A 25,385-nucleotide genomic window follows, 5' to 3' on the forward strand; every position below is an offset into this window, starting at 1 on the left:
CCTTTACTTCAGGTTCTTGCTGACGATGGAGGCCATTTCATCAGCGGTGGTGATCACCTTGGAATTCATTTCGTAAGCCCGCTGGGCCGAGATCAGCTCGGTGATTTCCTTCACCGGATCGACGTTCGACGATTCCAGATAACCCTGCTTCATGTAAGCGAAACCTTCCTCATCGGGATTGCCGATGACGGCTTCGCCGGAGGCGGCCGTTTCCTGGAAGAGATTGTCGCCGAGCGGCTGGAGGCCCGCCTCGTTGACGAAGTCGGCAAGCGTCAGCTGACCGAGCACGGTCGCATCCGTCGCACCCGGCAGCTTCGCCGAGACTTCGCCCGAGCGGCTGATGGTCAGCTCGGTCGAGCCCGTCGGAATGGTGATGCCGGGAAGGACCTCGTAACCGTCGATGGTGACGAGCTGGCCCTGGTCGTTCTTGTTGAAGGCGCCGGCGCGGGTATAAAGCGTCGTGCCGTCGGTCGACTGGATCTGGAAGAAGCCCTTGCCGATCAGCGCCACGTCGAGATCGTTGCCGGTCTGCGTCAGTTCGCCCTGGAGATGCAGGTTGCGCACTGCCGAGGTCTGGACGCCGAGGCCGATATTGGCGCCTTCCGGAACGACGGCCTGGTTGGCGCGGTTGGCGACACCCTTGGCGCGTTCGGTCTGGTAGAGAAGATCGGAGAATTCGGCGCGGGCGCGCTTGAAACCTGTCGTGTTGATGTTTGCGATGTTGTTCGCGATGACTTCCAAATTGGTCTGCTGGGCATCCATGCCCGTTGCTGCGATGGCGAGCGCTCTCATGTGTTCGTCCTCAAATCAGTTACATCTGCATCTTGGTGACTTCGAGAAAGGCCGAGACGACCTTGTCGCGGATGGCAATCGCGGTCTGCAGCGTCTGCTCGGCCTGGAGCATGGAATCGACGACTTCACGCGTCGTCGCCGTGCCCTTGATCCCGGCAAAGGACATGCTTTCCGCACCCTTCAGGCTGCTGACCGCATCGCTCGCCATGTTGCCCATGACGGAAGCGAAGCTCACGCCATTAGCCGCACCGGCGGTGCCCGGCATGGTGGCGGCGGCAGACGACGAGGCGGAATTTTCGGTGTCGACGGCGCCAAGCGCGCGGGTCATCGAAAGGTTGCTGACATTCTGGACGCTGCTGATCATTATTATTGGCTCTTCAGGAGATCGATCGTGGAGGAGATGAGATCGCGGGTCTGCTTGATCGTCTGCAGATTGGCGTCATAGGAGCGGTTGGCTTCGCGCATGTCGGCCATCTCGACGAGGATGTTGACGTTCGGCAGCTTGACGACGCCCTTCTGGTCCGCAGCCGGATTGCTGGGGTCGAATTCCGTGCTGAAGTCGCCTTCGTCGACACCGACCTTCTTGACGTTGACCGTCTCAACGCCGCTGGTGCGATCCATCTGCTGGCCGAAGGTTATTGTCTTGCGGCGATAAGGGTCGGCGCCGGGCGTGTCGCCGGTGGAGCGGGCGTTGGCGATGTTCTCCGAGACGATGCGCAGACGCGTCGACTGCGCCTCGAGTCCCGAACCGGCGATTTTCATTGCTGCTGAAAGCGGATCCATGAATTTACTTCCTGACGGTCATCAACATCATGCGGTTGAAGGAACTGACCAGCGAGGTGTTCAGATCGTACTGGCGCTTGATATCGCCCGACTTGGAGAGCTCTTCGGCCAAACCGACCGTATTGCCGGATTCCTGGATGCCGATTTCCTGGTCGAGTGCTGCATCCTTGACGTCGATATCGCCGCTGTCGCTGAAATCATTGCCGCTCAGATGCGCCGGATTGGTGCGCGCCATGGTGATATCGGCATTGTCGAGCACGGCGTCAAAGGGCGTGACGTCCTTGGCATGGAACTTCGGGGTATTGGCATTCGCGATGTTGCTGGCAACAACCTGCTGACGGACCGTCAGCCATTCCGCCTGTCGCGAAGCCAAGTCGAAAAGTTGGATCGGTTGCATGGGAACTCTCCGTTTTTACTGCCCCGAACCTAGTGCGGTAATCTTGCGTGGGACTTACGGGAATTCAGGCTTCGAGCCGCTTTTCGGAGAAGGCCACGGCTAAAAGAAAGCGGGCTCCAAAAAGAAACCGGGCTCCGGCCGGTTCGCGGCGGAGCCCCTGTCGTGTTCGGCACCTGCGGCAGGTTCAATTGTTCTGGTAGGTCTCGCCCTTGGAGGTGACGATCACCCATTTTCCGTCGCGCTGCTCGAGGGCCGCAAGGCGGCTTTCGTCGGGCAGGATCGAGCCGATGCGCACCACATACATGCCCGAGGTATCCTCGATCAGCGCCCGGCCATTGGAGACGTGCAGCAGGCGGAAGGAAGATTTGCCGGGAAAGGGCTGATCTTCCAGGATGGGGCCACCATCGCGCTCCTTGCCGAGATCGGAGACCGTCGCCGTCGTCAGCGGATCGACCAGCGGAGCCTTCTTGTTCCCCTCGTTCTTGTTGACCATGGCAAGCGGCGAGACGCTGAAGACGTTGCGGGCCGGCCAATCCGGCAGGTCGCGCGAATTGCCGCTGGCGGCGACGTTGATGCCGAACTTGTCCTCGTTGAAGAATACATACCAGGGGAAGAAAGCGGCGGCGCCGGCCAGCGCCAGGCCGGTGAAGGTCAGAAGCCGATCCAGCATGGCGGTCTTCCTGCGCTGCTTCAAGGAAGCGATGCGTTCGTCGTCGAATTCAGCCACGTCTATCTCCTCTGAATCTGTCCGCCCTGATTGCCCATGCCGGCTGCGGCCTTGAGCGCGCCGGCGAGATCGGCAAAGGCATCGGGCGAGTCACGGTCGCCCGGCGACTGCTTCAGGACGTCGTAAATGATGGGCACCTGCTTGACCGCCATGTCGAGATCGGGATCGGCGCCCTGGCGATAACCGCCGATCAGACGCAGATCGCGCGTCTCCTCGAAGCGGTGGATCAGCACTTTCAGCCGCGACACCAGCTTTTCCTGGTCCGGCGTCCAGGCCTTGCGGGCGAGACGCGAGATCGAGGCCAGCGGATCGATCGGCGGATAACGCCCTTCTTCGGCGAGACTGCGCTGCAGGACGATGTGACCGTCGAGAATGCCGCGCGTCGAGTCGGCGATCGGGTCGTTGTGGTTGTCGCCGTCGACAAGGATCGAGATGATCGCCGTGATGGTGCCGGCGCCCTCGGGGCCGGGACCGGCGCGTTCCAGCAGGCGCGGCAGCTCGGTGAAGACGGACGCGGGATAACCGCGCGCGATCGGCGGCTCGCCGGAGGCGGTCGCCACTTCGCGGATCGCATGGGCGAAACGCGTGACGCTGTCGACGATGAAGAGGACGTTCTCCCCCTTGTCGCGGAAATGCTCGGCGATGGTGACCGCCGTCAGCGGTGCCATCTTGCGCAGCATCGGGCTCTCGTCGCTGGTGGCGACGACGGCGATCGCCTTCTTCATATTGCTGCCGAGCGTATCCTCGATGAATTCGCGCACCTCGCGGCCGCGTTCGCCGACGAGAGCAATGACAACCTTGTCGAAGGCATCGGCGCGGGCGAGCATGGACAGAAGCGTCGACTTGCCGACGCCGGAACCGGCGAAGATGCCGAGGCGCTGTCCGAGGCAGAGCGGCGAGAAGATGTCGATGGCGCGCACCCCGGTCTTGAAGCCGGTCTGAACACGCTTGCGGGTCATCGAAGGCGGCGCGGTGTTGGAGATCGAGCGGCGATCGAGGCCCTCGGTGATCGGACCCAGCCCGTCGATCGGCTCGCAAAGCGAGTTGACGGTGCGCCCGCACCAGCTGTCCGACGGCGAAATGCGGAAGGCGCCCTTGCGGATGACCGTATCGTGGATGCCGATCGGCTCGCCGGGTTCGATCGGGCAGACATAGATCAGGTCCGGCTCGACGCGCACAACTTCGCCGAGATGGATGCCGGTGGCCGATTTATGGGCGACGAACTCCCCGAGACGAACATGGCGGGAGAGACCGCGCACCGTGTAATGGCCGGCGGCGATGGTCTGCACGCGACCGCCATGGGCAACGGCGAACTCCGGCGATGCATAGCGCTCGACGAGGCCTGCCAGATGCGCCAGCTTCGGGGAAAGGCCGTCCTCGGACAGTAGCCTGGTGCTCATGCTTCAAGTCCCGCCCTAAAACACGTCGCGTGCAGCATGCAGCATGCGCCGCATTTTCGGCCTTTGCTCTTATGCATGCCGTCCTCCCAAAACCGCCGGACATTTCTGGCGACGTGCATCAGCGGCTGCCCCCAAGCGTCTGGACGGCTTCCTTGAAGGAATCCTCGCTGTCACGCATCAGCGACGAAACGCTTTCGAAGGCGCGGTTGACTTCGATCAGCTGGGTGATCTCGCGCATGGCGTTGACATTGGAGTTTTCGAGATAGCCTTGCTCGACACCGATATTGAAGCGGTCGACAACGGCGCGCGGCTGGTCGGTGGTCATGATGCCGCTGTTTTCGTAGCGCAGGTAACCCTTGCTGATATCGGCTTCGAACAGACCGAGCGAAGCGACCTGGCGGTCGGCCTGATAGATGATGCCGTCGGTGCCGACGGCCGGCTCGCCGCCCTTGGTGTTGAGCTGGATCGGCGCGCCGCCGGCGTCGAGAACGGGATATCCCCTGATCGACACGAGTTCGCCGGTATCCTTGATCGTGAAGCGCCCGTCCCTCGTCAGTACGCGGCCGGCCGGCGTATCGAGCGCAAACCAGGCATCGCCCTTGATGGCGAAATCGAGCATGTTGCCGGTATGCTGCAGTTCGCCATTTCCTTCGTTCAGGTAGTCGTTGCCCTGGGAAACGAAGGCGACCTTGGTATTCAGCTTGTTCTTGGTATTCGCCACCATCTCGTCGAACTTCACCTCAGTGGCGCGAAAACCGGTGGTGTTCACGTTCGCCATGTTGTCCGCGATGGTGTTCAGGCGCTTTTCGAGGGCCATCTGCGACGACAGAGAAACATAAAGACCGGATTGCATGTCGGTAAGCTCCAAGCATTGGCGATGAACGGAACGAAAAGCCGGGCGTCGTCTTGAGTGGTTCGGCCGGGATTTCGCTGAGGCGGCATCTCAGAAAACGGGTGCGGACACCCATTCGTCTCCTTTAGACTGACGGCAGATGCTTGCGCGAAGCTGGCACGTGGAAATGCCTTGCGAGCGGCCTTTTCATCAGCCTCACGCAAGGCAGAAATCCTATCCGTCTTAGAGAAAAGTAACGTTCAGATTGGGCTGACGATGAATATCATTATCGGATTTATAGTGACTTGCGGCTGTGTCATCGGCAGCTTCATGGCGATGGGCGGCCACGTGGACGCCCTGTTCCAGCCCTTCGAATTCGTCATCATCGGTGGCGCCGGTCTCGGCAGCTTCATCATGGCGAACCCGATGAAGGTGGTGAAGGATTCCGGCAAGGCGCTCGGCGAAGCCTTCAAGCACGCCGTGCCGAAGGAACGCAATTATCTCGACACGCTCGGCGTGCTCTATTCGCTGATGCGCGACCTGCGCACCAAGTCGCGCAACGAAATCGAAGCCCATATCGACAATCCGGCCGAATCGACGATCTTCCAGCAGGCTCCGACTGTTCTAAAGAACAAGGAACTGACAGCGTTCATCTGCGACTACGTGCGCCTGATCATCATCGGCAACGCGCGCAGCCACGAGATCGAAGCGCTGATGGATGAAGAGCTCAACACCATCATGCACGACAAGATGAAGCCCTACCACGCGATCCAGATCATGGGCGATTCCTTCCCGGCGATCGGCATCGTCGCGGCCGTTCTCGGCGTCATCAAGGCGATGGCCCACATCAATGATTCGCCTGAAGTGCTCGGCCATTTGATCGGCTCGGCGCTTGTCGGCACCTTCCTCGGCATTCTCTTGTCTTACTGCGTCTGCTCGCCGCTGGTCTCGCAGATCAAGGTGGTACGCAACAAGCAGCACCGCCTCTACGTCATCGTCAAGCAGACACTGCTTGCCTATATGAACGGGTCGGTGCCGCAGGTCGCTCTCGAATACGGCCGCAAGACGATTTCGGCCTACGAGCGTCCGTCCATCGATGCGGTCGAACAGGAAATGATGAATCCAGGCGGCGAAAACAAGGCGGCTTAAATGACCATGAGCAATGCTTCGCACGACAAACCGGCTATGGATCCTGCCCTTCTCGCCAAACTGACAGGCGGGCTTGGCGACAAAGGCAGGGTCGCCAAGATCTGCAGCTCCTTTGGGGAAATCTACAGCGAATTCTTTCCCGACGTCATCAAAAGCGAGACCGGGCTCGACGTGACGGTCAACTATCTCGGCTGCGAGATCGGCTACAAGAACCATCTGGTCGACGACCTGAGTGCGAACGTCACGCTCGTCGACGCGACGCTGCGCAACTGGTCGCAGAACATTACGCTTGTCTGCGGCAACGGGTTCGTCATCACGCTGATGGAGCACCTGCTCGGCGCCACCGCCGATACGATCGAAGAACCCGCCGACCGGGTGCTTTCGATCATCGAACTCGATCTGGCGGTCATGGTCTTCGACAAGATCGCCAAGGTGCTGCGCTCGGCCGTCAACGCGCCGGGCGGCTTCGAACCGAGCCTTTCGGCTCCGCACCCCCATGACACACGCGCCCGCTCGGCCGAGGATCGCCCGGACGAGTTCGCCGCCGCCATCAACATGTCGATCACCCTTGCCGGCATCGTTTCGGAATTCGCATTGATCGTCCCGCAGACCGCCCTGCTCAAGACCAAGGTGACGCCGCCGAAGCCGAAGCGCCAGGCTGGCAGCAGCTCGGCGGAATGGACCGAACAGCTCGGCGACCAGGTCCGCCGCTCGCATGTCACGCTCGAGGCCAAGATCAGGCTGCAGGACCTGACGCTGCGCACGATATCGAAGCTGATGGTCGGCGACGTCATTCCGTTCCACGACAGCGGCGACGTGCGCGTCGAGGTCAGCGCCAACAGCAAGGAATTGTATGTGTGCGAGTTCGGGCGTTCAGGCGAAAACTACATGGTCCGCGTCAAGGATACGATGAACTCGGATGACGAGCTCATCCGTCATTTAATGAATTAATCGGTTCTCTGGCTTTTGGGCTGCAAAGGCAGTTTGAGGCAAGTTTCAACTGGAATAGTGATTTCATGGCTACGAAGAAAACACAGCAGAACAGCGACCTCTCCCTGGATATTCCGGGTAGCGAAGCGGATCTCGACCAGGCGATCGACGATCTGCGCGGCGTGCTGAAGCAGGATGCCGATGGCGACCTGCCGCAGTTTGGCGACGACCTACAGAGCGACCCTTTCGCGACAGGAACGGACCTGGCGGCCTTCGGCGGCGAGGCTTCGGAAAGCCCCTTCGGCAGCGACGACTTCGGCGGCGATTTCGGCGCTGGCAATGCCAGCCAGGCTGCCGGCATGGATTTCGGCAGCAGCGCCTCTTTCGAGGGTTCGCCGGCTCCGCTCGGCAGCGCTTTGAATTCCAATTTCGATCTGATCATGGACATTCCGATCGATGTCCAGATCATGCTCGGCACTAGCCGCATGCAGGTCTCCGGCCTGATGAACCTCAATGAAGGGGCGACCATCGCCCTCGACAAGAAGATCGGCGAACCCGTCGAGATCATGGTGAACGGCCGCAGGATTGCACGCGGCGAAATTACGGTGCTTGATCACGACGACACGCGATTCGGTGTGAAACTGATAGAAGTTTTGAGTACGAAAAAAGCCTGATCCCTGTGTGGGACGGAGAGGTTAGACCATGATGGACTTTGACGATTTCGGCGGCGCGCTAGCCGGGAAACCGTTGACCCAGGCTGAAAAGGCGGCGGCTGTTCTTCTCGCTATGGGAAAGGGCGTCGCCGGCCGGCTGCTGAAGTATTTCACCCAAGCCGAACTTCAGACCATTATCTCATCCGCCCAGTCGCTTCGTGCCATTCCGCCGGATGAACTGCTGCTGCTCGTCGCCGAGTTCGAGGACCTCTTCACCGAGGGCGCCGGACTGATGGACAACGCCAAGGCGATCGAGGCCATTCTCGAAGAAGGCCTGACGCCCGACGAGGTCGACAGCCTGCTTGGCCGTCGCACCGCATTCCAAGCCTACGAAACCTCGATCTGGGATCGCCTCAGCGAAGCGGAGCCGACATTCGTCGCACAGTTCCTGCTGCGCGAACATCCGCAGACCGTCGCCTATATTCTTTCGATGATGCCTTCCAACTTCGGCGCCAAGGTGCTGCTGCAGCTTCCCGACAATCGTCGCGCCGACATCATGAACAGAACGGTCAACATGAAGACGGTCAGCCCGAAGGCCGCGCAGATCATCGAGAACCAGGTCATGACGCTGCTTGCCGAGGTCGAGGCAGAGCGCAATGCGGCCGGCTCGACGAAGGTCGCCGATCTCATGAACGAACTCGACAAGCCGCAGGTCGACACGCTGCTCACCTCGCTCGAATCGATCAGCCGCGAATCGGTCAACAAGGTCCGCCCGAAGATCTTCCTCTTCGAAGACCTCATGTACATGCCGCAGCGCAGCCGCGTCTTGCTGCTCAACGACATTTCGACGGATGTGCTCACCGTCGCGCTGCGCGGGTCGCCCCCCGAGATCCGCGAATCGGTTCTCTCGGCCATCAGCCCACGCCAGCGCCGCATGATCGAATCGGATCTGCAGAGCGGCATGGGCGGCGTCAATCCGCGCGAGATCGCGATTGCCCGCCGCGCCGTGGCGCAGGAAGCGATTCGCCTGGCCAATTCCGGCCAGATCGAACTCAAGGAGAAGGAAGGCGACGCTTCGGCAGCCGCCTAAAACGCGTCGCAGTGCGCTGATTCATGCGACTCGTTTTCGCTCCGTCTATTGTGCACGTCGTTTTCCCGTTGCATGCATCGGCACTTCGAGACTGTTGACAAATCCGGCATGCCGTACGGCAGCTGTTGATCGCCGTGCCACAGGCGACTACCCTTCCAGCAATAGGCTGCGCTCCAAAGCGCGTCGCAGAGAACCCGGTTCCTGCGACGCGCTTTGGGTCTTTGTTTTGATGCATGTCGTCATCCCAAAACCGCTGCACATTTTGGGCGGCATGCATTAGCTGCAGCCTATTTCTTTGACGGAGGGCCGCGACTTGGCAGACGATGACAAGGACAGCAAAACAGAAGCCCCGACCGCGAAAAAGCAAACCGATGCCGCGGAAAAAGGCAACGTGCCGTTTTCGCGCGAGCTGTCGATCTTCGCGACCATTCTCGCCACCTACATCTATCTGGTGTTCTTCCTCCCCGACAGCGTCGGGCGCATGACGGAAACGCTGCGCGACATCTTCGAGCAGCCCGACCAATGGAAAATCGAGACGGGGCCGGATATCCTATCGCTGTTCGTCCGGATCGGCTGGGCAAGTGCGGCGCTGGTGGCGCCCGCCTTCATCCTGTTCATGGTGTTCGGCATCGCCTCCGCCGTCTTCCAGAACCTGCCGACACCGGTGCTCGAACGTATCCGGCCGCAGTTCTCGCGCATCTCCCCGGTCAAAGGCTGGACGCGGCTGTTCAGCCTGCCCGGCCTCATCGAATTCGGAAAGTCGCTGTTCAAGGTCGTCATCGTCGGCATCGTCCTGTTCTTCGTGATGAGAAGCGAATATTTCAGCTCGATCGACGCGATGTTCTCCGATCCGCAGACCATCCTCGTGCGGACGACGACGGCGATGCGCAAGATCATCATCGTCATGTTGATCGCCACCGCGATCGTGGCGATCGCCGATCTTTTCTGGACGCGCCATCACTGGTTCACCGAACTGAAGATGACGCGCCACGAGGTGAAGGAAGAAAACAAGCAGGCGCAGGGCGACCCCTTCGTCAAGGGCCGGCAGCGCTCGCTGATGCGCGACCGCGCGCGCCGGCGCATGATCAACAATGTGCACCGGGCGACGCTCGTCATCGCCAACCCGACGCACTATGCCGTGGCGCTGCGTTACGCGCGTGAAGAAAACGACGCACCGGTGGTGCTGGCCAAGGGCCAGGACCTCGTCGCGCTCAAAATCAGGGAGATCGCCGAGCAGAACGGCATACCGGTGTTCGAGGATCCTCCGCTTGCGCGCTCCATGTTTGCGCAAGTCTCGATCGATAGTGTCATACCGTCAGTCTTCTACAAGGCCGTTGCGGAGCTGATCCACCGGGTCTACGCCGCAGACGCCAAGAACAAACGGGTAAGATAAGCCGAATGAAAAAATGCCCCCACTCTACCCAGCGTGAAAAGATCCTCGCCGTTGCGATCAGCCCGGTCGCCACGGAACTGCGCCTTCTGGATGCCTCTGACCTTATTTCACTGCTGCGCTTCGAGTATTACGGCAACCTTTCCGATCTCGTCGCGTCGGCGGCGGAGCTTTTCTTCCATCCGGGCACAGTGAATTTCGGCCTGGGCGGCAACTATACGCTGGAGTGGGGCGGTAAGCCCGAGGTCGTTCTCGATCTGGAAATCAAGCCACGCGGCGTCACCGTCTATGCCCAGCTCACCCTTGCCGAAGATCACGCCGGCATCGAGATCAATCATATCGCTTTCCAGGATCCATCGGCCGATCCTGACGAGAATACCGTCTTTCTCGAAAAGAGCCTCCGGGAAGCCCGTTACAACGTCAACCAACCGCCTCGGGCGCTGGCCGGCTGACGTCCCCTCAAGACAATCGAGCATTCATCCACATTGGATAGAAGAACGGCGCGGGTTCAGCTGATGTAGCCGAGCCGGATCGCCTTGGCGATCGCCTGTATGCGATTGACGGAATCGAGCTTGATGGTCGCCGAGCCGAGATAGGCGTTGACGGTGTGCACCGACAGGCCGAGCTTGTCGGCGATCTCTTCGCTGATGCGGCCGTCGCCGGCAAGCTGCAGACAGGCGATCTCGCGTTCGCTCAACGCCTCGGCGGCAGCCGTTCGGCGTTCATCGAGCGAGAGCAGATCCATCATGATATGGCAGCAGCGACCGTGCAGTTCGACGATGGTATCGCTCGACGGATCGATCTCATCGCCGGTGAAGAGGATGAAACCATTGCCGACGGCGCCGAGCCGCACCGGAAAGGCAAGGCCGGAGAAAGGCAGAATACCGTTCTGCAGCCGTGTCATGAACGGCGAGAAGTCGGCCGGGCCGGGCGCCGGGCGATCGTGACCGGCGGCCCATGAGAGCGGCAGCAGCGACTTGTCGATATGGTCGAGAAGGATATCGCTGTAGGCATCGATGAAGGCCTTGCCGAAACCGGCATTGGAAGAGCCCCAGTTCTCGAGCTCGCAGACCAGGCGCTGCTTTGCCGGAAGGCCCGAGCCGCTGACGCGGAAGATCGCAAAGCCTTGCGCATCGGCGAGCTTCTGCATGGCGATCAGCCGCGGAAAAAGATCGGACCGGCTGGAAATCCTGTTCACACGCACCATGCGCAGCTGCTCGGCGCTGCTCATCGTCCTGCCTGGTGAATGTGCCATGGATCCCCCTATACGAGATTATTGCGGACGGCGAAGGCAATGGCTTCGGAGCGGGTCTTGGTCGCCGTCTTGCGCATCACGCTGGTGATGTAGTTGTTGATGGTATTGCGGGAGATTCCAAGGATCATCGCGATCTCGTCGCTGGTCTTGCCCTCGGCGATCCAGAACAGGCATTCGAGCTCGCGGTCCGTCAATTCGAAATCGCGATCGACCTTCGTGCCACCGCAGCGAAGGAAGCTCGCGACATAACCTGCAAGCAGGCCCACATCGCGCAGGCGCTCCGGCGAAAGGATGAACCCTTCGCCGAATAGGAACATCAAGGCCAGCCGCGACCGGCCGACATTGAAGGTCAATGAACAATATTGGCGGCTGGCGCCGTCCGGCACATCGGCACTATCCGGCAGAAGAGCAAAATTCGGCTGGAAGACCTGCATGCATTTTTCCAGCTCGGTCGAACGGGCATAGCCGCTGACCAGATCATTGGCGATGTCCTTGACCAGATCGAAAGGCCAATCGGACGAAACGATGAAATCGAGGCCGCTTTCCTGAATGAGATCGCAGCGCGCCAGAAGATAGTGCGAAGCACCTACATACTCCGTCAGCGCGCGCAGACCGGACTGCAACCTTCCAGTGTCGGCGACACCGTGCAGGCGCTGGATCACTTCATCGCGCGGTAATAGACCCGGCGCCACCGCGCTCGCGAAATTCGCCATCTGCCTCTCGCCCTTGCTCGCCTGAAGTATGTTCATATCCATTGGCAACGTCCTGCGGCTGAGAAACGATCAAACTCGGTGCAACAGCAATTTTTCTGTAAAGGATTCAATTCAAGTCCCGCTCGAATCCCATTTCGAATCACCTAAGGGTAAGCCAGCCGATGTAAATCACCATCTCCGACTTCTAGGGATTTACATCAACTGCCGTCCATGCACTGATTCGAGCACCATTCGCGCCCTTCAAGATATAGGGGAGGCTAAGGTGATTCTGGCTGTACCGCAACTTGATTCGCGTTTTACGCGAGTATGCCTCAACAAATTTCTCTAAAGCGGTATTCACTGCAGTCAGGCCTATATCCTATTCGAATTGCTGGCGCTGGCCGTCATTTGCTTTGCGGGAACCGATACATCCCGCTGCAGGACATAGTGCCTGCTACCGACATAAAAAAAGGCCGGTTGCCCGGCCTTTCCCTTACGCTGCGTCGTCGATCGCCCATTTCCGGAGGATTTTCGCGGCGCGCTCCTCGTTGATTTCGACCATGCGAGAGAGTTTGCGTTCCGGGCCTTCCTTGACGCGACGGTTGAAGTTTCCGTCGTCGTCGCCGAGGCTGAGCAGGTCCTCGGTGCTGTCGAAGCCGAAGTCGGACCCGAAGCCGTCCATGAGAGCACCTCCGGACGCTCCTGCCGCGGGCGCGAAGTCGGGAAGCTCGAGGCCGGCCGCTTCCGGCGTGGCGTCGCCGAGAACCGAGCCGCCGCCGTTGCCGCTGACGCTGCGCACTAGAGGCCGCAGGCCCATCCAGACCACCACGAAGGCGACCGCGACGAAGGCGAGCGAGTTGATGATGCCGGCAAGGTTGCGGCTCAGCATGTCCATGACGCGGACACCACCGGTGGCGTCTTCGAGCAGCTGGTTCTCGAGGAAGTCCATGGCCGTGACGGTGACGACGTCGCCGCGCTTGGCGTCGATGCCGGCCGCCGAAGTGACGATCTTCTGCATCTCGGCAAGATAGGCGTCGATCTTGGCCTGATCGGCAGGTTCGCCAACCATCTTGGCGATGCGGCCCTTGTTGACCACCACGGCGATCGACAGCTTCTCGACCTTGTAGCTGTTGCGGGTCGTCGCCGTCGTCCTGCTGTTGATTTCGTAGTTCGTCTGCTCTTCGCGCTTGTCGGACTTGTCCTGCGATTCCGGCCCGGCGGAACCGCCGGCCTCGGGAGCCGCCTGCGGGATGTTCTGCTCGACCGTCGTCGCGCTATCGGATGTCTTCTGCTGCGACTGCTGGGCTTCCTTCGTCGAGCGCACCGAGCGTTCGACCTTGGATTCGGGATCGTAGGTCGTTTCCTGGATCTGCTGGGCGTCGGTGTTGAGGTCGGCGGTAACGCTGGAGCGGAAGTTGTCCATGCCGAGGAAGGGCGCCAGCGCCTTGTCGATGTTGGATTCGACTTCCTGCTGGACGTTCTGGACGATGTTGAGCGAGCGGTTCAGCGAGCTGTTGCTCGCCTCGTCGCCGGATGCAAGCAGCTGACCGGCGGAATCGAGGATCGTCACGTCATCGATGTCAAGCCCCGGCACGGCCGAGGCGACGAGGTGGCGGATCGAGGTCGCCGCGCTGCGCCCGGCGGTGGCGCTGGCGCGAATCATGACGGAGGCGGTCGGCTTCTGCTCGGCCTTCCGGAAGTTTCCGACCTCCGGCATGACGATATGGACTCGCGCGGCTGTTATACCCGAGATCGATTGGATGGTACGGGCGATTTCGCCTTCCAGCGCTCGAACCCGCGTCACCTCCTGCATGAAGGAGGTCAGGCCGAGGGAGCCGACGTTGTCGAAAAGTTCGTAACCGGCATTGGCGCTGTTCGGCAGGCCGCGCTCGGCAAGCATCAGCCGGGCCTTGCCCGTCAACCCCGCGGGGACGCTGATGCTGGAACCGTCCGTGCCGACCTGGAAATCGATGTTGGCTTCGGCAAGCGCCATGCTGATCTGATTGAGATCCGGCGAATCCAGACCGACATAGAGCGTTTCCTGTGCCGGCTTGTTGACGAAAAGGGCGGCCGCAAGGACGATTGCGATGGAAACGGCACCGACGCCTCCAAGAATCATCAGGCGCGTTCGGCCCAGGGAGCCGAAGTTCTTAAAGATCTGAACTAATTGATTTAACAGATTCATTCTGTTCTCGCACGATCCGTCAAAGACAAAGCAGGCTTATTGCCTCATCAGACGAATAGTCGGCGAAACTTGTGCGAGCGTTTCGTGAAGCGCATGCGCGAGCGAAAAGGCCTAATGCCATCGCCCGAAAGAGAACGGTGATTTTGGGATAGCGACCTGCATAAAAGCGCGTCGCATGAATCCGGTTTGGCGCGAGGTGCTTTAGAAGAAATCGAAGTCGCCGGCTGCCTTGCTCAATGGCTGGGAATGGCCGTGGCGGGTGGCGCCGCCCAATGCCTTCTGCATCTCGGCCAGCTTGACGAGGCTGAGCGCGGTTGCGACGTCGACCGACCAGCCGTGCGGGATTTCGCCGGTGATGGTGTCGATGAATTCGGCAAGGCCGCGCGATTTCTGCACGGCGAGATCAATGCCCTGCATGACCTTCATGGCATCCGGCGAATTCAGGATTTCCGCGCCGCCGAGTTCGAGAAGCTGTGGCTCGATGCGCTCGATCAGATAGGCGACGTCGTGCAGTTCCGAAACGATGCGCATCAGGATGTCGCTCAGCGCTTCGACGGGCGCAGGCGGCTCCATCACCGGGTTAAATGTCATATGAAAATCCTCGCCATCAAAAAAATTCGATACTGGTTTCGACGGGCTTCTGCGGAGCGGCGGGACGCTGCTCGAGAGCGACGGTTCTCTGCGTTTCGGCGCCGGTCAGGGGGTATTGCCGCGCACGACCGGAGACCGGCCAATATTCAAGCTTGCGTCCATGCTCTCCGCCGGTGGAGGAACCAACCACCGGAATGCCTTCATCCCTCAGGAACTGCACGGCGAAGGCCGCGTTCTGCTCACCGACATTGGAGAATGTCGAGATCGTCTTCGCGCCGCCGAAGATCTTTGCCTCCAGCCGGTCGCGCCGGGCGCCCTGCTTCAGGAGACCGTTGATCAGCAGTTCCATCAGATGCACGCCGTAGCGCGTGGCATCGCCGCCTGATGTCGGCGAGGTCGCCGAACCGGGCAGCAGGAAGTGGTTCATGCCGCCGACGCCGGCGATGGGGTCTCTGAGACACGCAGCCACGCACGAACCGAGAATGGTCGAGAGGACCGCATTCGGATCGCTCAGAACCTTGTACTCGCCCTGAATGATGTGCACGCGGCGGGCTGCCCCCTCAGTGATCATTTCAGGGCTCCAAACACGGCTTCGATGGCCGCTTTCATCTTCTCGATCGTGAACGGCTTGGCGAGCACGTTGTTGGCGCCGAGCTGGGCCGCCTTCTGTACCAGTGCGCGGTCACCCTGAGCGGTGAGGATGATGAAGGCCGCCTTCTTGGTGTTCGGGTTGGTGCGCACGGCCTGCAGGAAGCCGATGCCATCCATCTTCGGCATGTTGAAGTCCGAGATCACCAGGTGGTGCGGCTGCTCGGCCATGATCTTCATGCCCTGCTCGCCGTCGCCGGCCGACGTGATCTGTTTGAAACCGAGCTGGGTCAGCGCGTCGCTGAGCAGCAATCGGCTCGTTACCTGATCATCGACGATCAGAACTTTGATTTTCTCCGCGATCGACATTTATTCGGTCCCTTCCTTTCGGGCGGCTGTCATTTTCAATATTTCTTCACCGATGGCAGACAGCGGCAGCTGCTGCTCAACGGCGCCAAGTTCGTGGGCAACCCTTGGCATTCCGTAAACGACACAGGTTTTTTCGTTCTGGCCGAGCGTTCTGGCGCCGGCGTGGCGCATTTTCAACAATCCGGCGGCGCCATCGCGGCCCATTCCGGTCAAAATCACGCCGACGGCGTTGCGGCCCGCCAGTTCCGCGACCGAATCGAACAGCACGTCCACGGATGGGCGGTGGCCATTGACCGGCGCACGGTCGACGAGGCGGCAGGACGGCGCCGAGGCGCCGCTGACCTGAAGGTGACGCTCGCCGCCAGGGGCCAGATAGATCTTGCCGATTTCGAGGCGGGCCCCATCGGTCGCTTCCTGCACCACCGGGGCACAGAGGCGGTTCAGCCGTTCGGCGAAGCTCTTGGTGAAGGTCGGCGGCATATGCTGGGTGATGACCGTCGGCGGGCAATTGGCCGGAAATTTCTGCAGCACGGCAATCAGCGCTTCAACGCCGCCGGTTGACGAGCCGATGGCGACGATCTTACGGCCGACGCGGAAATCGGCGACGGAGGGCGGTGGCGTTGGCGCGGCGGTGGGCTGCGAGAACTGGCGCTGCGTGCGCGCGGCGGCCTTGACCTTCTCGGCGAGGTCGCCGAAGGGCCTGAGTTCGCCCGGACCCGGCTTGCCGACACAGTCGAACGCACCGATCTCCAGCGCCGCAAGCGTCGCCTCGGCGCCGCGATGGGTCATGGTGGAGACCATGATCACCGGCATCGGGCGCAGCGTCATGATCTTCTCGAGGAAATCGAGACCGTTCATGTTCGGCATCTCGATGTCGAGGGTCACGACGTCCGGGTTCAGCCGCTTGATCGCCTCGCGCGCTTCCAGCGCGTCGCCGGCCTGGCCGATGACGTTGACCTCGGGATCGGAACTCAGGACGGCAGTGATCAACCCGCGCATCGTCGGCGAGTCGTCAACAACGAGAACCCTTGCCGGAGCGCTCATGCCTTCCTCCCGAGACCCTTGGTCGTATAGCGATAGGTCGTGATGCCGATATTGTCGAAGACGTGTTTTGCCTCGCCTGAAACACGCTCGGAATGGCCGATATAGAGATGACCGCCTTCCGGCAGCAGGCCGGCGAAACGCTGCCAGATCTTCATCTGTGTCGGCTCATCGAAATAGATGACGACGTTGCGGCAGAAGATGACGTCGAACTTGCCCTTGAACGGCCATTGCGCCATCAGGTTCAGCTCGTTATAGGTGATCAGCCGCTTGACGCGGTCGTCGACCTGGAACTTCCTGCGGCCCTGCACCTCGACTTCGCTGAACCATTGCTTGCGCATGGCCGGCGAAACGGTTTCGAGCGCGTTCTCGTCATAGGCGCCGGCCCGGGCGATCGCCAGGATCTTCGGGTCGATGTCGGTCGCCAGAATCTTGAAGTCGTAATCGGCGACATTCGGCATCAGCGACAGCACGGTCAGCGCGATCGAATAGGGTTCCTGGCCGTCGGAGGAAGCCGCCGACCAGATGCGCACCCTGCCGCCCGATCTCGCCCGCTGCAGCAGCTCCGGCAGGACATGGTCGCGCAGATGGTCGAAATGGTGGTTTTCGCGGAAGAAGCGGGTGAAATTGGTGGTCAGATGCGACAGCATCTCACGGCGCGCCGGGGCGCCGGCCGGCGAAGCGACGAGGTCGCAATATTCCCGGAAGCCGGACAGGCCGAGATTGCGGATATGTTTCGACAGGCGCGAATAGACGAGCGACGCCTTCGTCTCATTGAGGAAGATGCCGGCATCCGAATAGATCATCGCGGCGATCTCCGTGAGGTCGCGGCGCGTCAGCGGATATTCTCCGCTCGCCAGGACCTCGTCGGATCCCTGCCTTTGATCTTTTGCGCCCATTACACTCATGCGGCTTCGCTTTCGGTCTCTGAAAAGAGGGATTCGAGTTCGATCAGGCAGATCATGCGCTTCTCGATGGCGAGAATACCGCGGGCAAATTGACGCTCGAGTTCGGAGGAGATCTCGGGCGTCGGCTGGATGGTTTCGTCGGTCACCGTCAGGATATCGGAGACGGCGTCGACCAGAAGACCGACGACCTTGCGCCGGACCTGGGCGACGATGATGACATGACGGGCAGTCGGATCGGCCGGCTTCATCCCCAGCCGGGCGGCCAGATCGATGATCGGCAGCACCGCGCCGCGCAGGTTGATGACACCAAGCATATAGGCAGGCGAGTGCGGCATCGCGGTCGCCGGGGTCCAGCCCCGGATTTCGCGAACCGACATGATGTTCACGCAAAATTCCTGATCCCCGATGCGGAACGCGATCAGTTCGCGATCCCCCTCGTTCAGATTTTTTACAGTGTACGACATTCCCTTACCCTACCGCTGCTAACGACATTTCCGCTTTGAGCGACTGGCCGCGCGAGGCGCCGACAACCGCGTCGACATCGAGGATGAGAGCCACGCGCCCGTCACCGAGAATGGTGGCGGCGGCAATGCCCGGCACGTGGGTGTAGTTGGCCTCCAGGCTCTTGATGACCACTTGGCGCTGACCCTGGATGGCATCGACCATCAGGGCGCGCTGGCCGCCGCCTTCGGATTCCACCAGAAGCGCCACGCCCTCGACAGGATTGGCCTGGGTCGCACGGAAGTTCAGGATGCGGCCGACATCGACCAGCGGGCAGAACGAGTTGCGGATCGAGATCAGCCGGTGGTTGGCACCGAAGGAGTGGATCGCGGCCGCTTCCGGCTGCAGGGTTTCGACGATCGCCGTCAGCGGCACGACCAGCGTCTGGCCGGCAACGGTGACCACCATGCCGTCGAGAACGGCGAGCGTCAGCGGCAGGCTCATGGTGAAGACCGAGCCGTGACCCGGCTTCGAGGTGATGTTGATGCGGCCGCCGAGCGCCTGGATCGAACGTTTGACGACGTCCATGCCGACGCCGCGGCCGGAGATGTCGGAGATCTTGTCGGCCGTCGAGAAGCCCGGCAGGAAGATCAGGTTGTCGATTTCCTCGTCCGAAAGGTTGGCATCGGCCGGAATGAGATCGTTGTCGATCGCCTTCTGGCGGACCTTCTCGCGGTTGATGCCGGCGCCGTCGTCGGCAAGCTCGATCAGGATGCGTCCCGAACGATGCTTGGCGGTCAGGCGAACCGTGCCTTCGGTGTTCTTGCCGGCGGCTGCGCGCTTTTCGGGCGTTTCGATGCCGTGGTCGACGGCATTGCGGATCATGTGGGTCAGCGGCTCGGCCAGCTTGTCGATGACCGTCTTGTCGACTTCGGTGTTTTCACCTTCGGTGATCAGGCGGATCGACTTGCCGGTCATGTCGGCGATTTCGCGGACGATACGCGACATGCGCTGGAACACCGGCTTCACCGGCTGCGCGCGGATCGCCATGACCGAGTCCTGGATCTCGCGGGTGAGCTGCTGCAGCTCCTCGAGGCCCATATTGATCGAGGAGGTGCCGGTCGTGTCATTCTCGATGACGCTCTGCGACAGCATCGCCTGGTTGATGACCAATTCGCCGACGAGGTTGATGAGGCGGTCGACACGGTCGAGATCGACGCGGATCGTCTGGCCGGCGCCGGCGGCATTGTTCTGGGCGGCAGCGCTTGCGGCGGCGGCTGCGGCGGCTGCCGATTCCTTCTTCTCGACACGGGCTGCGGCTGCGGCCATCTGCGTGACGTTAGACGCGGTCTCGGCGGCGGCAACGGCGGCGGCCGTCTCTTCGGCGCGCGCGTCGGCGGCAACCTCTTCGGTTGCGCCCGTTTCATCCAGGATCGACAGATCGAAGGGAACCGGCACCATCGGCAGTTCGTCGTTGCTGGTCGCGTCAGCCCTTGCTTCCTCGAGCGGCTTCACCGTCAGTTCGCAATCCCATTCGGCGAATTCGAAGACGGTGCGAATGGCGTCCTCGCCCTTGTCCGTCTTGATCGTGACGTTCCAGAAGAAATAAGCGCCTTCCGGATCGAGTTCCTCGAGGCCCGGCAGCTCATCCGTGTTGCAATAGATGGTCATTTCGCCGAGGCGCGAGAGATCGCGCAGCAGCAGGGTCGCGTCGTTGCCCTTGGAATAGAGTTCGTAGCGCGGCTTGAAGATGACTTCATAGGTCGGCAGGTCGGAGCCCGCATCGCCTTCGCCGCCAAAATCGTCGAAGGAAAAGGGGATCGGCTGGAAGCCGCTGTCATCCGTCGGCTTGACGGCCGGCGCTGGAGCGGCCTTGGCCGCGGGCTTTGCGGCAGCCTTCGGCGCGGGCGCCTCGGCCGATGCCGAAGGAGACGGCAACTCGCCGTTGGCCAGCGCCTCGAGCTCCTTGACGAGGCCGCGGCTGCGGCTTTCATCGACACTGCCGCCGTCGCGCGCAGCATTCGTCAGGTCGGCCAGCACGTCGGCCGACTTCAGCATCACCTTCAGGACGTCCTGGGTCGGCTCAAGCTTGTTGGATCGAACGCAATCGAGAGTGGTCTCGAAAACATGGGCGAAGGCTACCAGATCATCAAGGCCGAAGGCGCCGGCGCCACCCTTGATCGAATGCACGGCACGGAACACCGCATTGACGGTTTCCGGATCGCGATCGCCATCATTCATTTTCAGAAGACCGGATTCCAGCTCGGCGAGCTGTTCCTCGCACTCCTGGAAAAAGATCTCTTTGATTTCGTTCATATCCATAGGAGCAAATCCTGGGTTTAAGCGGTTACACGCTCAATGGCATCGATCAGCTTGGCCGGGTCAAAAGGCTTGACGATCCAGCCCGTGGCACCGGCCTGGCGGGCGCGGTTCTTCTTTTCCGCGTCGCTTTCGGTGGTCAGGACCAGTATCGGGATGGCCCGGTATTTCTCGTTGCGGCGAACACCTTCGATGAAGCCGAAACCGTCGAGACGCGGCATGTTGATGTCGGTCACGATGACGTCAGGATTGGACTCTTCGAGAACCTCGAGGCCTTCGACGCCGTCTTCCGCCTGGATCGTCTCGAAGCCGGCATTGTTCAGCGTCACGAGCAGCATGTTTCGGATGGTGCGGGAATCATCCACGGTAAGAACTTTTTTCTTCATTGCCGAATCTCCTTGGCAAGCAGGTGGTCAATATTGACGCCAACCAGCTGCATGGTTTTCTGAAATGCGTCGGACACCTTGGAGAAGGTGAACGGCTGCTTGTCCTGTTCCCAGGTCTTCTCGGCGGACATCAGAACCTGGGCGCAAAGAGCACCGATCCGTTCGACGCCTGATGCGTCGATCGAAAGGCCGCTGCCCCTGAGGGAGAGGAGTTTGTCGCGCAAGGCGGAAGCCTCGTTGAGGTCGAGCACCGCTGTCAAATCCAGCGTCTTGCCACTCTTCTTTGCTGCCATCAGCTTTTCCTTGTCCCCTTGTCCCCGGCTCGAGAAGACGAGCTGAGGCAATCATCCGATAGGTTAGTAAACATTCCGCCCACCTCCGACGCTTGCGAAGGGCTTCGGAACGCCAAAATCATCATTTTCATAGGCGTCGTCGACCGGTGCCGGACGGGCAGAGGCTTCGATGGCGCGCGGCGGTGCGGCGCGAACCGGCGCCGGGCGCCCGGCATTGGCGTTTTCCCGAGCGATGCGGAACTCGCGAACCGTCTGGCCGAGCTCGAGAATGACGGTGTGGAGGTGGTCGGCGCCCTCAGCCGAGCGCTCCGCCAGGCCGGCACTCTCCGCCACCTCGCCGCCCAGACCCTTGACGTCTGATGTGACGCTGTCGAGGCTTGCGGCATGTTCGCCGGTTCTCGTTGCGATGCCGGCGATGGCGGCGTTGATGTCGGTGACCTGACGCACGATGCTGCCGATCGAATCCTGTGTGCGGCCGACCATCTGCACGCCGGCGTCGACCTGCGCCTTGGTCGTCGTCACCAGCGTCTTGATCTCGCGGGCGGCTTCGGCCGAACGCTGGGCAAGGGCGCGGACTTCCTGGGCGACGACGGCAAAGCCCCGGCCGGAATCGCCGGCGCGCGCGGCTTCGATGCCGGCGTTCAGCGCCAGAAGATTGGTCTGGAAGGCGATCTCGTCGATCGCGCCGATGATCTGGCCGATCTTTTCCGCCGACTGTTCGATATCGGCCATGGCGCTGATCGCGCGACCGACGACCTCACCGCTTTCCTCGACGGCGGCGCGCGTCGAGGCGGCTGCCTGTTCGGCGGCGCGGCTGTCGGCCGCACCGTCGCGAACACTGCCGGCAATGCCGGCAAGGGCGGCGGCGGAAAGCTGCAGCCGGTCGGCCTGGCCGGAAGCCGTGCCGGCGAATTGCCTGGACAGGCCGGCAAGCGAGCCTGTCGCCGCTTCGGCTTTGAGCGTGCGCTCTGTGATCGCGGCAAATTCCGCCTGAAGTCCGTCCAACGCGCCATTCAGCGCGGCGGCGATCCCGGCATGGTCGCCGTCGACGGGCGCGCGGCGTGTCAGGTCGCGGGCAGAAAGACCTTCGATGACATCGCCGAAGATCCGGGCGATCTCAGCCTCGTTGTCGGCGCGCTGATCGGCGAGCGCGCGGCTCTGGGCGGCGCGCAGCGCGTTGAAGCGCAGCGAGACGGCAATTTCCACATCGACCATGACGATTCGGATGATCGCCGTCATCAGATCGGAGATTTCACGGCTGCGGCGCTTGGCCGACGGCAACAGCGGACGGCCGGCAATCTCCTGGGCAAGACCGGAAACGACATGCTCCAGCATGACGCCATGGCCGGCGACGTGCCAGCGCGGGTCGAGGCCCATCTTGTTTTCGGTATCGGAGAGCACCTTGACGCGCTCGGCATAGAGACTGTCGAACCGCGCATCCGTCAGCACGTCCCAATGCGAGGACTGCAGATCATGCAGGCGCTCGACCTGACGCTCGCTCTCGAAATTGCGCGAGGCGTCGGGGAACGACTGGAATCGATGGAAGAGATCCCTGAGCCCCGCCTTCAAATGGGCTTCGAGGGCCGGCCGGTTGCGGCGCACCAGCTCGCACTGGTCAGCATCGAGACCGGCAAAGCGCAGGCGGTCGCGCAAGCTGCCTGCCTGCGCTCCACGAGCCTGATCTGATGGCATGTCCTGCCTCAATGCCTGTCCCCAACCACATTCCGGGCGACGGCCCGGCGAAAAACCTGCGCAGCATCCGTTGAACGCGAAGCGTGGAGACGGTTCTCACCACCGGTTACAACCGGCGGATCGAAGCCCCCTGATCAGCTATGTTTCGGAGCTGTCTGAAGAGATGGATACCGGATCAACCCGGTACGGCGGGACGGCGTCATGCCTGGTGGGAACGAGTGCATCTTCCCATTCCGACGTGTAAACCAATGTTTATGGTTAATTCCTTGCCTGAAGGTTAATAAGCCTTTCGCAGGACAGGCTTTTGAAGCAATTCAAGGCAGTTGGCTGCAAATACTGTTGCGGAGTTGCATGGCTGCTACAAGGCACACGCAAGCTCCGTGGTATATGCCGGTCGATAACCAAGACATGACGTCGACAAGGACAGAGCAATGATTGTTCTCGGATTGGGTTCCTGCTTGATAGCAATGACGCTGCTTGCAGCCGTCGCCCTCCTCGATTTTCTCGCTGCACACCGCGATACCCGCACGCTTCGGGTGTTCTAAGCGCGTTGCGCTTTCAGATACGCTCCTCGCGCTCCGGCTCTTTATTTCCAACGCATGTCGTTATCGCAAAACCGCTACACAGTTTTGTGCGACATGCTGTAGACCGCCCCTTCCCCGTTGGCAGTCCGGCACCTTTGGTGTATCGCACTCGCGCCTTTCATGTCAGCGGAACTATTCGTTCATGTCCCCCAGATCTGGTCTCCTCATCGTTCTCGGCTTCACGCTCTGGCGCGTCGTCCTGCTCAATTTTGACGCGACGGACCTTTTCGTCGATGAGGCGCAGTACTGGTTCTGGTCGCAGAATCTCGATCTCGGCTATTATTCCAAGCCGCCGATGATCGCCTGGGTGATCCGGGCGATGACCGAGTTTTCCGGCTCCAACGCCATCTATTGGATCAGGCTGCTCGGACCGCTGATCCACATGGCGGCAGCATTGGTGCTGATGAAGATAGCAAAGCGTTTCGTCGGGCCGGAGATCGAAGGCTGGACGGGCGCCACCTACATCACCCTTCCCGGTGTGGCGCTTTCTTCGGTGTTCTTCTCGACCGACGTCATCCTGCTGTTCTTCATCGCGATCGCCCTGCTTGCCTATTTCGGTCTGACGCAGCGACGCTCGGTCGGGCTGGCGCTCGTCATGGGCCTTGGGGTTGGCCTCGCCTTCCTGTCGAAATATGCCGTGCTGTTCGTCGTTCCGGGCGGCGCGATTGCCCTCCTGCTCATTCCGGCGGCGCGCATCGCCATTCGGGATTTCATCATCGCGGTCGCGGTCGCGGCGATCGTCGCCTTGCCGAATCTCTGGTGGAACCTGCAGCACGACAACACGACGGTGCGGCATACGCAGGATATCGCCCATTGGAGCGAACTCGGCATCAATCTCCGTCGCGGGCTTGAATTCTTCTCCGCCCAGTTCGGCGTCGTCGGGCCGATCATCTTCTTTGCGATGCTGTGGGCGGTGTACCGCATGATCAAGGGCAGCAGCGACGACCGGGAAAAGATGCTGGTCTGGCTGTCGATGCCGGTGGTGGTGCTGATCACGCTGCAGGCGACGGTCGCCAAGGCCTATGCCAACTGGGCGGTGACCGCCTATGTCGCCGGGACCATCCTTGCCGTCTGGCTGCTTTACCGGATGTGGCCGAAGGGGCTGAAACTGTCGCTCACCATCAACGGCATCGCCAGCCTGCTCTTTCCGCTGGCGACGATCTTTCCGCAGCAGTTGCTGCTGCCGAACGGCGACGAATTGATGAAGCGCTATCTCGGCCGCGCCGAGGTCAGCCGCGAGGCTGCCGCACTCGCCGGTCAGGCCGGCACCGACATCATCGTCACCGACGATCGCGACATGGTCGCCGATCTTTTCTATACGCTCCGCGACGCATCCTACCGGATCTATGCGCGGGCGCCGGCTGGCCTTCCGGAGAGCTATTACGAGCAGGAATTCGCGCTGCCGGCCGAGATTACCGGCAAAGTGCTTTTCCTGACGGACGGGGGCCTCACCTGCGCCACCGAGGCGCCCGAGGTGCTGAAGAGCTGGCAGCCGACGCAAGGCAACTACAAGGGCAAGACGCTCTCCGCCTACAAGGTCTCTGCCGCCTGCCTGGCGCCCTGAACCGATTCAGCCGGCTGGATTGGGCAGGCAGAGACCGGTGCCCGCTCCCTCGATCTCGACGAATTTGACACCGCCCTCCTCGAAGGCGAGGCGCAGCTGCGCCTCCGTCGCGCGGTGGATGTCGTGGTGCCTTCCCTCGTAGTCGCGAATGGTGCTGCGCGAGACCGCGGCCCTTTCGGCAAGATCGGTCTGGGTCCAGTCGAGCAGGCCGCGTGCCGCGCGGCAGAGAGCGGGAGTGAGAATTGTTTCCCGTGCGCCTTGACCCATGATTTTAAGTTGCCCATATTGGTCGATATAGACCATATATGTCATATTACGAACGGGATTTCCAGAT

At 61.3% G+C, this 25,385-nt stretch carries 28 protein-coding genes; 7 read left to right on the forward strand and 21 right to left on the reverse strand.

Annotated features, from left to right (window positions below; all coding sequences use genetic code 11):
• Nucleotides 1-3 precede the first annotated feature (3 nt).
• From flgG to flgF, 7 genes are all read right to left on the reverse strand, one after another.
• On the reverse strand, nt 4-792 hold the full coding sequence (gene flgG, locus ACMUVN_RS28390; protein WP_028755548.1) for a flagellar basal-body rod protein FlgG: 789 nt from the start codon (nt 790-792) through the stop codon (nt 4-6).
• 19 nt (nt 793-811) lie between these two features.
• Nucleotides 812-1,156: a flagellar hook-basal body complex protein FliE gene (locus ACMUVN_RS28395; protein WP_028755549.1), complete on the reverse strand. Its 345-nt coding sequence runs from the start codon at nt 1,154-1,156 to the stop codon at nt 812-814.
• Nucleotides 1,157-1,158: 2 nt separating this feature from the next.
• Complete coding sequence (flgC, locus tag ACMUVN_RS28400) at nt 1,159-1,575, reverse strand: flagellar basal body rod protein FlgC (protein ID WP_028755550.1); 417 nt, start codon at nt 1,573-1,575, stop codon at nt 1,159-1,161.
• A 4-nt stretch (nt 1,576-1,579) separates the two neighbouring features.
• Entirely contained in the window at nt 1,580-1,972 is a 393-nt protein-coding gene (gene flgB, locus ACMUVN_RS28405; RefSeq protein ID WP_028755551.1) for a flagellar basal body rod protein FlgB, read from the reverse strand.
• Between the two features lie 184 nt (nt 1,973-2,156).
• Nucleotides 2,157-2,699 carry a hypothetical protein gene (locus ACMUVN_RS28410; protein ID WP_047613592.1) on the reverse strand — a complete coding sequence of 181 codons (543 nt, stop codon included), beginning with the start codon at nt 2,697-2,699 and terminating at the stop codon, nt 2,157-2,159.
• A 2-nt stretch (nt 2,700-2,701) separates the two neighbouring features.
• Complete coding sequence (gene fliI, locus ACMUVN_RS28415; RefSeq protein ID WP_047615224.1) at nt 2,702-4,099, reverse strand: flagellar protein export ATPase FliI; 1,398 nt, start codon at nt 4,097-4,099, stop codon at nt 2,702-2,704.
• A 118-nt stretch (nt 4,100-4,217) separates the two neighbouring features.
• Nucleotides 4,218-4,952 carry a flagellar basal-body rod protein FlgF gene (flgF, locus tag ACMUVN_RS28420; protein WP_028755554.1) on the reverse strand — a complete coding sequence of 245 codons (735 nt, stop codon included), beginning with the start codon at nt 4,950-4,952 and terminating at the stop codon, nt 4,218-4,220.
• A 255-nt stretch (nt 4,953-5,207) separates the two neighbouring features.
• On the opposite strand from flgF, the gene motA reads away from it, so the two are divergent.
• The 6 genes from motA (at nt 5,208) to ACMUVN_RS28450 (ending at nt 10,595) form a co-directional block, all read left to right on the forward strand.
• Complete coding sequence (motA, locus tag ACMUVN_RS28425; RefSeq protein ID WP_028755555.1) at nt 5,208-6,080, forward strand: flagellar motor stator protein MotA; 873 nt, start codon at nt 5,208-5,210, stop codon at nt 6,078-6,080.
• Nucleotides 6,081-7,031, forward strand: a complete 951-nt coding sequence (locus ACMUVN_RS28430) for a FliM/FliN family flagellar motor switch protein (RefSeq protein ID WP_028755556.1) — start codon at nt 6,081-6,083, stop codon at nt 7,029-7,031.
• 65 nt (nt 7,032-7,096) lie between these two features.
• Nucleotides 7,097-7,684, forward strand: coding sequence for a flagellar motor switch protein FliN (gene fliN / locus ACMUVN_RS28435; RefSeq protein WP_028755557.1), 588 nt, complete (start codon nt 7,097-7,099; stop codon nt 7,682-7,684).
• A gap of 28 nt (nt 7,685-7,712) precedes the next feature.
• Complete coding sequence (gene fliG, locus ACMUVN_RS28440) at nt 7,713-8,753, forward strand: flagellar motor switch protein FliG (RefSeq protein WP_028755558.1); 1,041 nt, start codon at nt 7,713-7,715, stop codon at nt 8,751-8,753.
• A gap of 313 nt (nt 8,754-9,066) precedes the next feature.
• A complete protein-coding gene (gene flhB, locus ACMUVN_RS28445) occupies nt 9,067-10,146 on the forward strand; it encodes a flagellar biosynthesis protein FlhB (RefSeq protein ID WP_414815783.1) in 1,080 nt (359 codons plus the stop codon).
• Nucleotides 10,147-10,151: 5 nt separating this feature from the next.
• Complete coding sequence (locus tag ACMUVN_RS28450) at nt 10,152-10,595, forward strand: hypothetical protein (protein ID WP_028755560.1); 444 nt, start codon at nt 10,152-10,154, stop codon at nt 10,593-10,595.
• 56 nt (nt 10,596-10,651) lie between these two features.
• On the opposite strand, the gene visR is transcribed toward ACMUVN_RS28450, so the two are convergent.
• The 13 genes from visR to ACMUVN_RS28515 form a co-directional block, all read right to left on the reverse strand.
• The gene (visR, locus tag ACMUVN_RS28455; RefSeq protein WP_414815784.1) at nt 10,652-11,398 is read right to left on the reverse strand and encodes a transcriptional regulator VisR; all 747 of its coding nucleotides are present in this window, start codon (nt 11,396-11,398) and stop codon (nt 10,652-10,654) included.
• A gap of 8 nt (nt 11,399-11,406) precedes the next feature.
• Nucleotides 11,407-12,153: a transcriptional regulator VisN gene (gene visN, locus ACMUVN_RS28460; RefSeq protein WP_028755562.1), complete on the reverse strand. Its 747-nt coding sequence runs from the start codon at nt 12,151-12,153 to the stop codon at nt 11,407-11,409.
• A gap of 430 nt (nt 12,154-12,583) precedes the next feature.
• The gene (gene fliF, locus ACMUVN_RS28465; RefSeq protein WP_028755563.1) at nt 12,584-14,275 is read right to left on the reverse strand and encodes a flagellar basal-body MS-ring/collar protein FliF; all 1,692 of its coding nucleotides are present in this window, start codon (nt 14,273-14,275) and stop codon (nt 12,584-12,586) included.
• Nucleotides 14,276-14,476: 201 nt separating this feature from the next.
• Nucleotides 14,477-14,866, reverse strand: coding sequence for a chemotaxis protein CheT (gene cheT, locus ACMUVN_RS28470; protein WP_028755564.1), 390 nt, complete (start codon nt 14,864-14,866; stop codon nt 14,477-14,479).
• 16 nt (nt 14,867-14,882) lie between these two features.
• Complete coding sequence (cheD, locus tag ACMUVN_RS28475) at nt 14,883-15,437, reverse strand: chemoreceptor glutamine deamidase CheD (protein ID WP_028755565.1); 555 nt, start codon at nt 15,435-15,437, stop codon at nt 14,883-14,885.
• Nucleotides 15,434-15,823, reverse strand: a complete 390-nt coding sequence (locus tag ACMUVN_RS28480; protein WP_003556488.1) for a response regulator — start codon at nt 15,821-15,823, stop codon at nt 15,434-15,436. Before ACMUVN_RS28480 ends, cheD begins: the two co-directional genes overlap by 4 nt.
• A complete protein-coding gene (gene cheB, locus ACMUVN_RS28485; protein WP_047613585.1) occupies nt 15,824-16,867 on the reverse strand; it encodes a protein-glutamate O-methylesterase CheB in 1,044 nt (347 codons plus the stop codon).
• Entirely contained in the window at nt 16,864-17,772 is a 909-nt protein-coding gene (gene cheR, locus ACMUVN_RS28490) for a protein-glutamate O-methyltransferase CheR (protein ID WP_028755567.1), read from the reverse strand. The genes cheB and cheR overlap by 4 nt, the downstream gene beginning before the upstream one ends.
• Nucleotides 17,769-18,236 (reverse strand): chemotaxis protein CheW, encoded by a 468-nt coding sequence (locus tag ACMUVN_RS28495; RefSeq protein WP_028755568.1) that lies wholly within the window; start codon nt 18,234-18,236, stop codon nt 17,769-17,771. The genes cheR and ACMUVN_RS28495 overlap by 4 nt, the downstream gene beginning before the upstream one ends.
• Nucleotides 18,237-18,240: 4 nt before the next feature.
• Nucleotides 18,241-20,535 (reverse strand): chemotaxis protein CheA, encoded by a 2,295-nt coding sequence (locus tag ACMUVN_RS28500; RefSeq protein ID WP_047615218.1) that lies wholly within the window; start codon nt 20,533-20,535, stop codon nt 18,241-18,243.
• A gap of 17 nt (nt 20,536-20,552) precedes the next feature.
• Complete coding sequence (cheY1, locus tag ACMUVN_RS28505; RefSeq protein ID WP_003570362.1) at nt 20,553-20,918, reverse strand: chemotaxis response regulator CheY1; 366 nt, start codon at nt 20,916-20,918, stop codon at nt 20,553-20,555.
• Nucleotides 20,915-21,211, reverse strand: coding sequence for an STAS domain-containing protein (locus ACMUVN_RS28510; protein WP_003545491.1), 297 nt, complete (start codon nt 21,209-21,211; stop codon nt 20,915-20,917). The genes cheY1 and ACMUVN_RS28510 overlap by 4 nt, the downstream gene beginning before the upstream one ends.
• A 63-nt stretch (nt 21,212-21,274) precedes the next feature.
• Nucleotides 21,275-22,903, reverse strand: coding sequence for a globin-coupled sensor protein (locus tag ACMUVN_RS28515; protein WP_414815785.1), 1,629 nt, complete (start codon nt 22,901-22,903; stop codon nt 21,275-21,277).
• Nucleotides 22,904-23,629: 726 nt separating this feature from the next.
• On the opposite strand from ACMUVN_RS28515, the gene ACMUVN_RS28520 reads away from it, so the two are divergent.
• On the forward strand, nt 23,630-25,051 hold the full coding sequence (locus tag ACMUVN_RS28520) for an ArnT family glycosyltransferase (RefSeq protein ID WP_028755571.1): 1,422 nt from the start codon (nt 23,630-23,632) through the stop codon (nt 25,049-25,051).
• 6 nt (nt 25,052-25,057) lie between these two features.
• Here the strand turns inward: ACMUVN_RS28520 and ACMUVN_RS28525 are convergent, their stop codons facing one another.
• Nucleotides 25,058-25,363, reverse strand: a complete 306-nt coding sequence (locus tag ACMUVN_RS28525; protein ID WP_028755572.1) for a helix-turn-helix transcriptional regulator — start codon at nt 25,361-25,363, stop codon at nt 25,058-25,060.
• Nucleotides 25,364-25,385: the final 22 nt, after the last annotated feature.

This window comes from Rhizobium sp. IY2 (genome assembly GCF_047532935.1).
Taxonomy (GTDB): Bacteria; Pseudomonadota; Alphaproteobacteria; order Rhizobiales; family Rhizobiaceae; genus Rhizobium; species Rhizobium anhuiense.